The following is a 14,567-nucleotide window of genomic DNA, read 5'->3' on the forward strand; positions in this document are numbered from 1 at the left end:
CCCTGATCAGGGGGCGGCACTGGCGGCGCTCGCCCTGGCGGCGCGGCGGCGCCGGCGCGAGCGCCGGATCAGGAGCACGGCGCCGACGACCAGCGCGACCGGCGAGGCGCAGATCAGCGTGATCGTCGTGCCGAGGAGCGCGCGGTACCAGAACTTGCTCTTCTTCGGCCCGGCCGGCGCCGGCGTCGGCGCCGCCGATCCCGACGCGCCGGCGGACGGCGCGGCCCGCCGCGGGACGTTCGCCGCGAGGGCCTTCACCGGGTCGACGAGGCCGTAGCCGTAGGTGTCGTCGAGGCCGGGCTTGCCGCGGTCCTCGGCCGAGTCCTGCAGCCGCTGCAGCACGCCGGCCGGGGCCGCCGACGGGTACTTCGCCATGATCAGCGCCGCCACCCCGGCCACGTAGGCGGCCGCGTGCACGGTGCTCGACCCGGTCTCGTACTTGCCGCGCAGGGTCGCCGCGACGATGTCCACGCCCGGCGCGATGACGGTCAGCGGCGAGACGAAGTCGCCCTCCGGCGACACCTCCGGGTCGGCGTTGCCGTCCTTGCCGGCCACCCCGACCGCGACCACGCCCTTGTAGCGGGCCGGCCACACGATGCTCCGGTTGTCGGTCACCTTGCCCGACGCGGCCACCACGACCGCGCCCTTGGTCCACGCGTAGCCGATCGCCTTGAGCAGGTAGTCGGAGTCCGACAGGCTGTAGGCCACGCAGATCACCTTGGCCCCGGCGTCGGTCGCCGCCATGATGCCGGCCGCGAGCCGGTCCGGCTGGCCGAACACCACCTGGTCGCCGAGGCGCACCGGCAGGATCTTCGCCTTCGGCGCGATGCCCATGATGCCGTCGCGGCCGCCCGCGCCGTGGCCGTGCCCGGCGATGATCGACGCCATCCCGGTGCCGATGCCGGCCATGTCGCTCGTCGGGCCGGACTTGCTGTCGGTGTTGATGCCCTTGAGCACGGAGCCGGTCAGGTCGGGATGGTCCGGGTCCACGCCGGTGTTGATGACCGCGACCGTGACCCCCTCCCCCTGGCTGATCTGCGCCAGCTGGTCCGCCTTGAGCAGGCCCAGCGCCCACTGCTGGTCGCGGGTCGGGTCGGCGGCAGCGGGCGCGGCGAACGCCAGCGCGAGCACGGCGCCGCACGCGACGGTGGCCAACGATCGGGCCGGCCGGGGTCGGATTCGCACTGCGCCACGGTATGGGAACCCGCCGGCCCGCGCTGTCCCGCTACGGCGCCGCCGCGGCCACCCGGCGGGAGCGCAGCCACTCCTCCAGCTGCGCCGCCGGCATCGGGCGCGCGTAGTGGTACCCCTGCGCGATGTCGCAGCCGAGCTCGTACAGCGCCGCCGCGTGCGCGCCCGCCTCGACCCCCTCCGCGACCACCGTCATGCCGAGGTTGTGCCCGAGCTCGATCGCGCCCCGCACCAGCACCGCGTCGTCGTGGTCGGTGTCCATGTGCTGCACGAACGTCCGGTCCACCTTCAGCTCGTCGACCGGCAGCTGCTTGAGGTACGCCATCGAGGAGTAGCCGGTGCCGTAGTCGTCGATGGACAGGTGCACGCCGAGGTCGTGCAGCTGGCGCAGGGTCGCCGTCGCCTGCGCCGGGTTCGCCATCACGGCCGACTCGGTGACCTCCAGCCGCAGCAGGGACGCCGGCACCCGGTGCTCGCCGAGCATCCGGGTCACGTGGTCGACCAGGTTCGGATCGAGCAGGCAGCGCGGCGACAGGTTCACCGCCACCGGCACCTCCCGGCCGCCGTCCAGCCACGCCCGCGTCTGCGCGAGGGCGTGGCGCAGCACGTACAGCGTCAGGCGGTTGATGAGCCCCGTCGTCTCCGCCACCGGGATGAAGTCGTTCGGCGCGATCGGCCCGCGGACCGGGTGCTGCCAGCGCACCAGCGCCTCCACGCCGCTGAGCTCGTCGTCGGCGAGGCGCACCTTCGGCTGGTAGGCCAGGCTGATCTGGTCCTCGGCGTCCAGCGCCCGGCGCAGGTCGCCGAGCAGCAGCAGCCGGCTGCTGTCGTCGGCGTGCATCGCCGGGCGGTAGGCGACCGTGCCCGTCTTGGCGTCCTTCGCGGTGTACATCGCGATGTCCGCGCAGCGCAGCAGCTCGTCGGCGCCGGTGGCGTCCGCGGGCGCGCTGGCCACGCCGATGCTCGCCTCGATGTCGACCGTGACGTCGCCCAGGTCGAAGCTGCGGTGCAGCTCGGACTGGACCCGCTGGGCCAGCCGTACCGCGTCCTCGCTGCCGGTCGTCGGCAGCAGGATGGCGAACTCGTCCCCGGCCAGCCGGGCGACGGTGTCGGTGGCCCGGACCGCCGCGCTCGCGCGCCTGGCCACCTGCCGCAGCAGCTCGTCGCCGTAGTGGTGGCCCAGGGTGTCGTTGACCTCCTTGAACCGGTCCAGGTCCAGCATGAGCACGGACGGCCCGGCCTCGGCCGGCGCGGTCAGCGCCTCGGCGGTGCGGGTGGTGAACACGCTGCGGTTCGGCAGCCCGGTCAGCGCGTCGTGGGTGGCCCGGTGCGCGCTCTCGGTCGCCTGGCGCATCAGCCGCCGCTGGTAGCCGACCGCCACGGCGCTGAACACCACGATCAGCGCCAGCCCGGCCGCGAACGTGAACAGGGTCGCGAAGAACACCACCTGCTCGACTTGGTTCAGCCGCGCGTTGGCCCGCCCGGCCGCCGTGGTGTGCTCCGCGGTCGCCTGCTGCAGCAGGTAGTCGATCCGCACCGACGTGTGCTGGACCTCGTCCATGTCGATGCGCCGGACCAGCGTCTGGTCCCCCTTGTCGACCGCCGCGAACAGCCGGACGACGGCGTCGAGGTACCGCCGCTGCAGGGTCTGGATGAGGTCGACGAGCGACAGGTCGCGGGCGTTGCCGCGCTCGCGGATGAGCTTCAGCGCGGACTGCAGCTGCTGGGCCGCCGCGGCGTGCTGCCCTCTGGCGTTGCTCTCCGGCTCCAGGCGGTACTGCTGCTCGGCGATCTCCTCGAGCCCCACCGCCTCATGGGCGAGGTGGTACGCCTCGGCCACGCTCGAGGCGCTCTGCGCCGCGCGGGCCGCGTCCCGGGTCGCCACCGTGCCGAACACGCTCACGCCGGTGAGCGTGAGCAGCACCGCGGCCAGCCCGACCAGCGCGACGCGCCGCTTGAGATGCGATCGAGGCACCGCCGCTCCCGTCCACCCGCCTGTCCAGCACTACCGCTACCGTCGGCACGGATGGACGCGCGCTGACCATCTGCGTGGTTGCGGTCCGGTTGCAGCTCAGGATTCGGCGGAGTCCTCCGCGTGGTCGGCGACCTCGGCGAGCAGGCCGTCGCCGTCGAACTCCTCGGTCCCCGCATAGGGGTCATAGCTGTCGATCTCGTCCATGCCCGCGACGGTACCGCCGGAGCTCTTACGCCCGGCTCCCGGTTTCGTGCCGTCTCCCCGGCCGCGTCACGACGGGAAGCTCGTCCTGGAATCAGGTCGTGTGGCGGATGATCGAGCCGGCGATCCGCTCGGCGAGCCCCGGCGAGAAGAACGGGTGGTGGCCCATTCCAGGCACGATCTCCAGGTGCGCCGCCGGGATCTGCGCCGCGAGGGCTTCACCGTGGGCTTGGGGGAACAGCGGGTCATCGCTGCCGTGCAAGACCAGCGTCGCCGCGGTGATGCAGGACAAGGAAGCCCGCCGGTCGTCGTCCCAGCGCCGTGCGGCGAGATCGTGATTCGAGGCGGACGCGACGTTGTTGGCCCGGGCGTAGCAGTATTCGACGAACCGGCGCGCAGCGGGCTCGTCGAAGGGCAGGACGTCGCCGTTGAGCACGCGCCAGGTCTGCACGTCGGCGTCCATGCGCTGCCCGGCCGTCGTGCGGGGCGACTTCGCCGAGTCCATCAAGTGGCTGAGGAACCGTGCCGTCGGGGGCGGGAGATCGTCGGCCGCAGCCGGTTGACCTGCCATTGCCCGCGCCCACGCCGGGCCGGGGTTGTTCCCCATCGGAGAGGAGGCCATTGCCGTCAGCGTGCGGACACGGGCCGCCTGGTGCACGGCGAGCCACTGCCCGATCGCCGCGCCCAGCGACGTCCCGACGATGTGCGCGGCCGCGACGCCGTGACCGTCCAGCACGGCGGCCGTGTCGGCCGCCATGTCGGCGAGCGCGTACGGATGCGTTGTGAAGTCGACGGAGTCGGAACGGCCGGTGTCACGGTGATCGAACCGGATCACCTGCCGGCCGCTGTTCACGAGAGCTTCCACAAGCTCATCGGGCCAGCCGACGCCCTGTGTAGCGGTACCCATGACCAACAGGACGGTGGGGTCAGCAGGGCGGCCGAAACGCTCGGTCCACAACCGAACTTGCCCGGAACGAACGAACTTCTCGTCACCAGTAAGCATGCTGGGCACCGTAGCGGTCACCGGATAAGCCGACAGCCGCTACCCGTTGTAGTTGAAATTGGTGCTCATGAGATAATGGTGTGTAGGTGAGAGCGTATTGAGACTCCACGCGCCGTGGCGGGTCAACGGCGTTTGCCCAGCACTACGCCCACACGGAAGGGCTCGACAGCTCGAGCCTTCGCGCGAGGCCAGTCATGATCGGCACCGTTCGGGTCTGGTGACACGTTGCTGACCGGCACCCCACAACCTGTAGCGCATCCTAGGAAACTAGGCTGACACCTTCCCGGTACGGTGTGCCGATGATCGACGCCATCGGGGAAGCGTTGCGGAAGGCCTGCCCGGGCCTGCGGATCGATGCCATACGCCGGCTCGACGCCGGCTACACCAGCCGCCAGTGGGTGGCCGACACGGACGAGGGCCCGCTGCTGGCCAAGACCCCGGTCCGCGACAAGGACCCGGAGCACCTGCGCGGCCTGATCGCCACGACCCGCCGGGCCGCCGAGGGCGGGGTGCCGGTGGTCCGCTACCGCGCCTTCGCCGCCTACAGCGCGCCGCTGGACGGCCCGCTGCTCGTCCAGGAGTACCAGAAGGGTATTCCGGCCGACGCCGCCTGGGCGACCATGTCCGCGCCGGAGCGCCTGGCCTTCGCCGCCGAGCTGGGCGAGCTGGTGGGCCGGGTCCACTCGTGCGCCGGCGAATGGTTCGGCGACGTGCTGGGCCGCACCCGCCACGCCGACGCCGCGACGTCCCTGCACGCCCTGATCGACGCCCGGCTGGCCGAGGCCCCTCGCGACCTGCTCGCGGCGGGCAACGAACGGCTCGCGGCGGCCCTGCACCGGGCGGTGGACCGCGTCGCCTGCGACGACCCGCCGGCCCTGACCCACGGCGACCTGTGGCGCCCGAACCTGATCATGCGCGACGGCCGGATCGCGTGCCTGCTGGACTTCGAGCACGGCCGGTACGCCGATCGTTTCCTGGACTTCGGCAAGCTCGACGAGCACATCTTCACGGCGTTCCCGGAGGGCCGCGAACCGTTCCTGACCGCCTACGCCGCGCTGTGCCCGCTGCCGGACGACTGGCCGGAGCGGGTTCGCCTGGCCCACGCGCTGCACGCGCTGTCCATGGCCGTGTACTTCCTGCGGTGGAGCCCGGCGCTGGCCCCCGAGTACGTCGGCATCCTCGGCGCCTGGCTCGCGTCGTAACGGCGACCGGAAACGATCAGCCGGCCCGGCACGAGCGGGCTCCCACCGGCCACTACGGAGCAGACCGCCGCAAAGGTTCGGCATCCGCGCCGGGAAAGCCCAGCGAAGAACACGTGACGGAAAGCCGACGACAACCCGCGCCAGAGGCCCCGAAAACGGGCGCAAAGTCACGTATTGCCATGCGTCGCCATTCGTTCGGTTGATTCCGGTCAGGGCGCAACGGTGCCTATATTGCGCGCCAATCGAAGGCGGAAGGTGTGGCCATGGTGGTGTCCAGGAAGCGCAGGAACCGGGCGATCGGCGTGATCGCCGGGCTGCTGCTGGGCCTGTTCGTCGTCGTCTCGCAACCCACCCCGGCCGTGGCCGACACGTTCGCCAACCCGGGGTTCACCACCGAGGTGGTCGCCACCGTCGACAAGTACACGCTGGTCGGCGAGGCCTTCGCCCCCGACGGGCGGCTGTTCGTGTGGACCAAGCCCGGCGTGGTGTGGGTGGTGAAGAACGGTTCGGTCCTGCCGACCCCGTTCCTGAACCTGACCGGCAAGGTGAACACCTACGACGACCGGGGGCTCTGGGGCTTCGCGTTCGACCCGGACTTCGTCACCAACGGTTACGTCTACCTGACGTACGTCTACGAGAACACCAGCAACCCGAACGACCCCGGCGCCAAGACGTCCCGCCTGGTCCGCGTGACCGCCGACCCGGCCAACCCCGACCGCGCGCTGGCCGGAAGCGAGACGGTGATCCTGGGCTCGGTCGGCACCGCCCCGTGCAGCGCCCAGCCCGCCGGCGCCGACTGCATCCCGGCCGACGGCAGCAGCCACACCATCGGGGCGCTGCAGTTCGGCCCGGACGGCAAGCTGTTCGTGGGCAACGGCGACGCCGACGACGCCAACAAGGCCGACCCGCTGGCGCTGGGCGCGCAGGACCTCAACAGCTACCGCGGCAAGATCCTGCGCATCAACAAGGACGGCACCGCGCCCGCCGACAACCCGTTCTACGACGGCACGAACAGCGTCAAGTCCAAGGTGTACCTCTACGGCGTGCGCAACCCGTTCCGGTTCGCGCTGCAGCCGGGCACGAACCACATCTGGTTCGGCGACGTCGGCTGGAACACGTGGGAGGAGATCAACGACGGCGTGCCCGGGGCCAACTACGGCTGGCCGTGCTACGAGGGCAACGACGTGCAGGGCTCCTTCCAGCAGCTGTACACCCTGTGCCAGAACCTGCCGGCGTCGGCGGTCACCGCGCCGTACCACACCTACAACCACACGGTGGGCACCGCGGCGATCGGCGGGCCGTTCTACACCGGCACGGTCTACCCGGTGCAGTTCCAGAACAACTTCTTCTTCGCCGACTACTCCGGCAACTTCATCAAGCGGGTCGTGTTCGACGCCAACCACAACCCGATCGGCGTGCAGCCCTTCGCCACCAACGTCGAGGCGCCGGTCGCGCTCACCGTGGCGCCCGACGGGATGATCTACTACCTGTCGTTCACGACCGGGCAGATCCGCCGGATCCGGTTCAACGGCCCGTCGGCGACCGCCTCGGCGAGCCCGCAGTCCGGCTACTCGCCGCTGACGGTCCAGTTCTCCAGCGCCGGCTCGGTCGACGCCGGCGGGGCGAGCCTGTCGTACCTCTGGGACTTCGGCGACGGCACCACCTCCACGGCGGCGAACCCGGCCCACACGTACACCGCGACGGGTGTGCAGACGTTCCTGGCCAAGCTGACCGTGACCGGCAGCGCCGGGCTCACGTCGGTGGCGACCACAACGGTCACCGTCGGCAGCGCTCCCCCGGTGCCGACGATCAGCGCGCCGCTGAACAACACGACCGTGCAGCCCGGCCAGACCGTCAACTTCGCCGGCTCGGCCACCGACCCGGACCAGGGCCCGCTGCCGGCCAGCGCGCTGAGCTGGACCGTGCTGCTGCACCACGACACGCACATCCATACGTTCGTCGGGGGCGCCGGGGCGACCGGCAGCTTCGTCGTCGATGACCACGGCCCGATCGGCACGTTCTCCTACGAGATCATCCTGACCGCGACCGACGCGAGCGGCCTGCGCGCCAGCACGAGCGTGCTACTGCCGGTCGGCTCGGACAGTGTTCCGCCGACCGCGCCCGGGAACCTGACCGCGGCGGTGAACGGCACGCAGGTGGCGCTGAACTGGACGGCGTCGACGGACAACGTGCTGGTCAGCGGCTACCGGGTGGAGCGCTGCCAGGGCGCCGGCTGCACGAACTACGCGCAGATCGCCACCCCGACCGCGACGACGTTCACCGACACCGGGCTGAGCGCGAACACGACCTACCAGTACCGGGTCGCCGCGGTCGACCCGTCGAGCAACGTCAGCCCGTACTCCAACGTCGCCACCGCGGTGCTGGGCTCCGCGCCGACGCAGCCGGCCGGGCTGATCGCCGGATACACGTTCGACTCCGGCGCGACGGACGCGTCGGGCAACGGCAACGACGGGACGATCACCGGCGCGACGCCCGCGGCCGGGAAGTACGGCGGCGCCCTGCAGTTCCACGGCGGGACCGACGTGGTCAAGGTGCCGTCGTCGGCGTCGCTGAACGCCTCGGCCGGGCTGACGATGGCGGCGTGGGTCCAGCCGACCGCGTCCCAGTCGGGCTGGCGGACCATCATGCACAAGGAGACCGACGCCTGGTTCCTCAACGCCGGCAGCGACTCCGGGCCGCTGAAGCCGGCCGGCGGCGTGACCACGGGATCCAGTGACTCCGTGGTGTACGGCACGACGGCGAGCCCGCTGAACCAGTGGACCCACGTGGCGCTCACCTACGACGGGGCCAACCTGCGCCTGTACGTCAACGGCACGCTGGTCTCGACCAAGGCCAAGACCGGCACGCTGAAGCAGACGACGGGCCCGCTGTCCATCGGCGGCAACGCGCCCTACGGCGAGTACTTCACCGGCCTCATCGACGAGGCGCGGGTCTACAACCGGGCGCTGAGCGCCACCGAGGTACAGACCATCATGAACTCGCCCCTGACGGCGCCGGTGGCGGACACGACGCCGCCGTCGACGGTCACCGGGCTGACCGCGGCCGCCAACGGCTCCTCGCAGGTGAACCTGTCCTGGCCGGCCGCGACCGACGACGTCGCCGTCTCCGGCTACCAGGTGCAGCGCTGCCTCGGCGCCGGCTGCACGAACTTCGTCTCGCTCGGCACGGTCGGCGGCACGTCGTTCACCGACACCGGGCTGAGCGCGACGACGACGTACGCCTACCGGGTGCGGGCCGCCGACGCGGCCGGCAACGTCGGCGGCTTCTCGCCGGTGGCGGAGGCCACGACGGGCGCCGCGGCCGACACGACCCCGCCGAGCGTCCCCGCGAACCTGGCCGCCACGGTCGCCGGCAACACGCAGATCAACCTGACGTGGGGCGGCTCCACGGACAACGTGGGCGTCGCGGAGTACCGCATCGAGCGCTGCAGCGGCGCCGGCTGTACGAACTTCGCCCAGGTGGCGACCACGACCACGGCGACGTACGCGAACACCGGCCTGACCGCCGGGACCACGTACCAGTTCCGGGTCCGGGCGGCCGACGCGGCGGGCAACCTCTCCGGGTACTCGAACGTCGCGACCGCGACGACGACCGCCTCGGACACCACCGCCCCGTCGGCGCCGACCGGCCTGACCGCCACCGCGGCCAGCCCCACGCAGGTCGACCTGTCGTGGACGGCGTCGACCGACAACGTGGGCGTCGCCGGGTACCGCGTGGAGCGCTGCACCGGCGCCAGCTGCACGACCTGGGCCGAGGTCGCCCAGCCGGCCGGCACCACGTGGTCGGACACCGGGCTGGCGGCGAGCACCGCGTACCGGTACCGGGTGCGGGCCACCGACGCCGCCGGGAACCTGAGCGCGTACTCGGCGATCGCCACGGCCACGACGCCGGCCCTGCCGGACTCGACCCCGCCGTCGACCCCGGCGTCGCTGACCGCGACGGCGAACGGCACCCAGGTCACCCTGGCCTGGCCGGCCTCGACCGACAACGTGGGCGTCACGCAGTACCGCGTCCAGCGCTGCACCGGCGCCGGCTGCACCGACTTCGCCCAGATCGCCACGCCGGCGACCAACGCCTACACGGACGCCGCCCCGGCCGCCAACACCACCTACCTGTACCGGGTGGCGGCCGCGGACGCGTCGGGCAACGTCAGCGGCTGGTCACCGACGGCCACCGCGACGACGTCGAACGCGCCGACCCAGCCGACCGGGCTGATCGCGGGGTACACGTTCGACGCCGGCAGCGGCGCCACGGCCGCCGACTCGTCCGGCAACGGCAACGCCGGCACGATCACCGGGGCGACGTGGACGACAGGCAAGTACGGCGGGGCACTGTCGTTCAACGGCTCCGGGGACCTGGTGAAGATCCCGTCCTCGGCGACGCTGAACCCGACGACCGGCCTCACGATGACCGCGTGGGTGCAGCCGACCGCGTCCCAGTCGGGCTGGCGGACGGTCATGCACAAGGAGACCGACGCCTGGTTCCTCGACGCCGGCAGCGACTCCGGGGCGTTGAAGCCGGCCGGCGGGGTGACCACCGGTTCGAGTGACTCCGTGGTGTACGGCACGACCGCCTGCCCGCTGAGCCAGTGGACCCACATCGCGCTCACCTACGACGGGGCGAACCTGCGGCTGTACGTCAACGGCACGCTGGTGTCCACCAAGGCCAAGACCGGCACGCTGAAACAGACCACCGGCCAGCTGTCCATCGGCGGCAACACCCCGTACGGCGAGTACTTCAAGGGCCTGATCGACGAGGCCCGCGTCTACAACCGGGCCCTGAGCGCCGCCGAGATCCAGACCGTGATGAATACCCCCCTGTCGTAGCGCATTAGGATTCCACAAATGAACACGGGGGTTCCCGACATCGTGCGGCGGCGGCTCGCCGGTCCCGGCCGGTTCACGTCTGGCTTCTGGCTCGCCGCCGCGCTCGTCACCGGCGTCGGCCTGATCCTGCGGCTGATCAACTTGACCCGCCCCAAAGAGGTCATGTTCGACGAGGTCTACTACGCCAACGAGGCGCAGGACCTGCTGCAGCGCGGCGTGGAGTGGAACCCGGAGGACAACACGCCGCAGTACGTCGTGCATCCTCCGCTGGGCAAGTGGATGATCGGCCTCGGCGAGCAGTTGTTCGGCTACAACGCCTTCGGCTGGCGGATCATGGCCGTGGTCGTCGGCGCGCTGTCGATCCTGCTCGTCACGATGGCGGCGTGGCGGCTGCTGCGCTCCACCGTGCTGGCCGCCACCGCGGGCCTGCTGATGTCCCTCGACGGGATGCACTTCGTGCTGTCGAGGGCGGCGCTGCTCGACATCTTCCTCATGTTCTGGATCGTCGTGGCGTTCTGGTTCCTGGTCCTCGACCGGGAGCACCGCCGTCGTCGCTGGCTGCGCCTGCTGGAGGACGGCGCCGACCCGGACAAGCGGCCGAAGCTGGGCGTGCCGTGGTACCGCCTCGCCTGCGCCGTCGCGCTGGGCCTGGCCTGCGGGGTCAAGTGGAGCGGCCTGTGGTACGTCATCCTCTTCGCCGCCCTCGTGGTCGTCTTCGACCTGAGCGCGCGGCGCAGCGCCGGGGTTCGCCGCTGGCTGGCCGACGGCCTGCCGGAGGCGTTCGGCTGGACGCTTGCCATCATCGGCCTGGCGGTGGTGGCCTACCTGGGCACCTGGTGGGGCTGGTTCGCCTCCGACGACGGCTACTTCCGCCACTGGTACGCCGAGACCAACGCCCTGCCGCACGACCGGCCCATCGACCCGCTGATCAACCTGTGGCACTACCACGAGGCGGCCTACGGCTTCCACACCACCCTGGACGCGTCGCACCCGTACCAGTCGTGGCCGTGGCAGTGGCTGCTGCTCGGCCGGCCGGTGCTGTTCTCGTTCGAGCAGGCCGGCCCGTGCGGCGCGGCCAGCTGCGCCGACAGCGTCCTGCTGCTCGGCACCCCGCTGCTGTGGTGGTCGTTCCTGCCCGCCCTGATCGCGCTGGGCTGGCTCGCCATCGCCCGCCGCGACGGCCGCGCGTGGCTCATCATGGCCTGCGCCCTGGCCGGCATCGTCCCGTGGTTCCAGTCGATGCCGGCGCACCGCACCATGTTCTACTTCTACGCCCTGCCCGCCGAGCCGTTCCTCGTGCTGGCCGTGGTGTACGTCCTAGGCGCCATCATCGGCCCGCCGCGCAGCACCGCCCCGGACAGCGACCGCCGCGTCATCGGCGCGGTGATCGCCGGCACCTACGTCCTACTGGTCGCCGCCTGCTTCGCCTACTTTTACCCCATCTACTCGGGCGAGCCCATCCCCTACGCCGACTGGCTGGCCCGCATGTGGCTCGGCAGCCGCTGGATCTGAGATCACGGAGAACGCCCCCGCTTCCCAGTCCATGAGAAACCCGAGCACCTCCGGGTCGGCGCCTTCCAAGGATGGGGCGAGCCCGCCCATCTTCTCGAGATAGGGCAGACCAAGCACGCAGTGCACCGATGACGCCAACACCCCGGCCGGTGGTGGGTCGAGCTCCCCGGCAACCCAGGGACCCCGACGCTTCACCAGCAGTCGGCACAGCCGGACCGCCGCTGACGAGTCGTGATGGAAGCCGCGCAGCAAGGACTCCACGACCGGTCGGAACTGAGTCTGGAGGACCCGGCGATAGCTGAAAAAAGCCGGCGGTCCCGACTCGGCGAACAGCCGATCGACCAGCTCCGCCGTCCAGCCGGACTTAGCCTCCCGGTGGATCGCCCAGATCCGGCCCTGCACGGTGTCCGACCATCGCTGCGCGAACTCGGCCTCGCGCGCGTTCCAAAGGCTGCTGTCCGTAGCGGTCCCGATGTGCATGCCAATGAACACGGCGGTCGCGTCGCCGGCGGCGGCCCGGCGATCCAGGCTCGACATCAAGGCCCTGCTGATCCGTGGGAGGTTCCCATCGAGTGACTCGCCGACGAGTTGCCTCAGCGGTGCATCGGCAGCGTGGGCCGGCGCGAATGACCCGTTGCCGAATGGAGTCCGGTCCACCAGGGAAAGCCGGAGCGAACGCTCGACCGTCCATTCGACGACTGCGTCCACGGCCGGCGGGGCAAGGCTGACCGCCGCCGCGGCATCGATCGCGAACCACATGGCCGGCTCGTCGCCCCGGTCGAGCGCCAGCTCCACCAGATGGTCGGCGCCGCCGTCGATGTTGCGATCGAGCAGCTGCAGGATGAGGTCGGTCACCACCCGCCACTCCGGCTTGTCTAGGTGGGGCGCGATGATCTCCCAGACCTCTTCCGGGCTCACGTGGGTCCGCACGATGCGTTCTGCCACGAAGTACTCGAGGAACGTTCGGTGCGCAAAGCCGTAGACGGCCTCCCCCTCGTGGGTGCCGAGCTCCGTGAGCACCCAGGCCCGGTTGGCACACAGCTCGAGGACGTCGACCGCGAGCTCGTGGGCGTCCAGCGGGTCGAAACGCCGGGATGTCAAGTACCGGGCCAGCACCTGTATCGCGGCGGACTCGCGCAGCTCCAGTACCCTGCCGGTGAAGAGGTGCCAGGCAAGCTCCTGCACGGCGCCGCGGACCCGGCCGTCGAACTCACGCTGCCGCCTGACGCCGCGGAGCACGTCCCACCGCTCAAACATCATGGTGGCGCAGCGCTCGTAGACCTGGGCTCGATTGCGCGGCAGATACTGCTCGCTCGCATACATCACGCACAGCAGCGACAGCATGAGCGGGTTACTCCGGAGGTCGGCAACCGAACGGCTCTCCCGCAGGAACGGGTCGATGAATTCGCTCCGCTCGACGAGGCTGAACCATTTCCCGACGTACGCCTCGGCGCGCTCGCGGTTGAACGGCATGATGCGGACCACGCCGAACAGATCGGGATCAAGGGGCGCGTCGGAATAGCCGATCCTGCGCGACGTCGCCACCAACGGCACCAACGGGAACAGGTGGGCGAAGCCGTCCACGAGGTCGGCCACCCGGGACCTCAGCCGCGGATCCGTCACCTCGTCGAGCCCGTCGACGAGCACGACGCAGCGGGCGTTGAGAAGCAGGTACTCGACCGTTTCGGCGTCCATCGGGACCCCGTAGGGCGCGTTGGTCGCCTTGACGATGCAGTCCAGCAGGCTCGGGTGGCCGCGGCGAAGTTCCTCCACGAAGTCCCGCAGGATCACCACGAACGGGATGGTGGTCTCGGCCTTGTTCGTCGCCGTCAGGAAGGCCAGATGCAGCGCAATGGTCGACTTGCCCGCCCCAGGATCGCCGAGAATCACCGTGCGACGCCCCGGGGCCGTCAGCTCGGCAAATGTCTGCGGAGGCTCGTCCAGCTCGGGCTCCACGTACAGCGCTTCCCACGGCACGGGCTTGATGGTGCCCGCGTGCGGGAAGCGGATTTTGCCTTGGAGGGCGGCGACCTGGCGACGGTAGTCGGCAACTTTGTCGGCGATCCGTGCATGGTGCTCCATGCAGGCCAGGAGCTTGCTGTTGCGTACGGCCATGGTGGCGATCCGTGCCCCGGCCGACAGACGCAACGCGTTCGGGGGTGCGTGCTCCGGCAAGCGTGCCAAGGCAATCTGCTCGAGCAGAATGCCGCAGACCGCATCGGTGGCGGTGATCAGCCGCTCCTGCGAGAACGACGCCCGGGCGCGAAGCCCGAGGCGGACCTGTTCCCGCATCGCGGCCAGGAACTCGTCGTCTGGCTCACGATGGCGTTCATGATGCACATGCACCATGGTCTGGAGCGCCAATTGCTCGAAGGCCGGCGTGTTGGCGTAGTCCAGCACGGCCCGCAGGTCGTTCGGGGACAGCCGCTCCACGAGGTCCTCGGCTGGACCGAGGGTGCGAGCGTCGCGCTCGTGGCGGTGTCGTTCCACTTGGCGAGACGTTGCGGTGCCGGCCCAGGAGGCGGCCTTCGCGGCGATTGCCGAGATCACGGAGACGACCGGCGACGGCATGACTGGCACAGTAGCGCGGCGGGTCGAGATAGTCGTCCGTCATAGCTGTCCACAACGGACGGTCG

The 14,567-nt window shown here is 70.8% G+C and carries 7 protein-coding genes; 3 read left to right on the forward strand and 4 right to left on the reverse strand.

Features of this window, described 5'->3' with window-relative positions; genetic code table 11:
* Nucleotides 1-6: 6 nt before the first annotated feature.
* The 3 genes from ABD352_RS07490 to ABD352_RS07500 all read right to left on the reverse strand — a co-directional run bounded on the left by ABD352_RS07490 (nucleotide 7) and on the right by ABD352_RS07500 (nucleotide 4,370).
* A complete protein-coding gene (locus ABD352_RS07490) occupies nucleotides 7-1,185 on the reverse strand; it encodes a S8 family serine peptidase (protein WP_344611485.1) in 1,179 nt (392 codons plus the stop codon).
* A 40-nt stretch (nucleotides 1,186-1,225) separates the two neighbouring features.
* Entirely contained in the window at nucleotides 1,226-3,166 is a 1,941-nt protein-coding gene (locus ABD352_RS07495) for a putative bifunctional diguanylate cyclase/phosphodiesterase (protein ID WP_344611486.1), read from the reverse strand.
* A gap of 295 nt (nucleotides 3,167-3,461) precedes the next feature.
* Complete coding sequence (locus ABD352_RS07500) at nucleotides 3,462-4,370, reverse strand: alpha/beta fold hydrolase (protein WP_344611487.1); 909 nt, start codon at nucleotides 4,368-4,370, stop codon at nucleotides 3,462-3,464.
* A gap of 299 nt (nucleotides 4,371-4,669) precedes the next feature.
* Between ABD352_RS07500 and ABD352_RS07505 the strand changes: the two genes are divergently transcribed.
* The 3 genes from ABD352_RS07505 (at nucleotide 4,670) to ABD352_RS07515 (ending at nucleotide 11,931) form a co-directional block, all read left to right on the forward strand.
* Nucleotides 4,670-5,572 carry a phosphotransferase family protein gene (locus ABD352_RS07505; protein ID WP_344611488.1) on the forward strand — a complete coding sequence of 301 codons (903 nt, stop codon included), beginning with the start codon at nucleotides 4,670-4,672 and terminating at the stop codon, nucleotides 5,570-5,572.
* A gap of 263 nt (nucleotides 5,573-5,835) precedes the next feature.
* Nucleotides 5,836-10,419, forward strand: a complete 4,584-nt coding sequence (locus ABD352_RS07510) for a LamG-like jellyroll fold domain-containing protein (RefSeq protein ID WP_344611489.1) — start codon at nucleotides 5,836-5,838, stop codon at nucleotides 10,417-10,419.
* Between the two features lie 18 nt (nucleotides 10,420-10,437).
* Complete coding sequence (locus ABD352_RS07515) at nucleotides 10,438-11,931, forward strand: dolichyl-phosphate-mannose--protein mannosyltransferase (protein ID WP_344611490.1); 1,494 nt, start codon at nucleotides 10,438-10,440, stop codon at nucleotides 11,929-11,931.
* Here the strand turns inward: ABD352_RS07515 and ABD352_RS07520 are convergent.
* Entirely contained in the window at nucleotides 11,824-14,502 is a 2,679-nt protein-coding gene (locus tag ABD352_RS07520) for an NACHT domain-containing protein (RefSeq protein ID WP_344611491.1), read from the reverse strand. The genes ABD352_RS07515 and ABD352_RS07520 overlap by 108 nt on opposite strands.
* Nucleotides 14,503-14,567: the final 65 nt, after the last annotated feature.

The organism is Dactylosporangium salmoneum (genome assembly GCF_039532525.1).
GTDB lineage: Bacteria > Actinomycetota > Actinomycetes > Mycobacteriales > Micromonosporaceae > Dactylosporangium > Dactylosporangium salmoneum.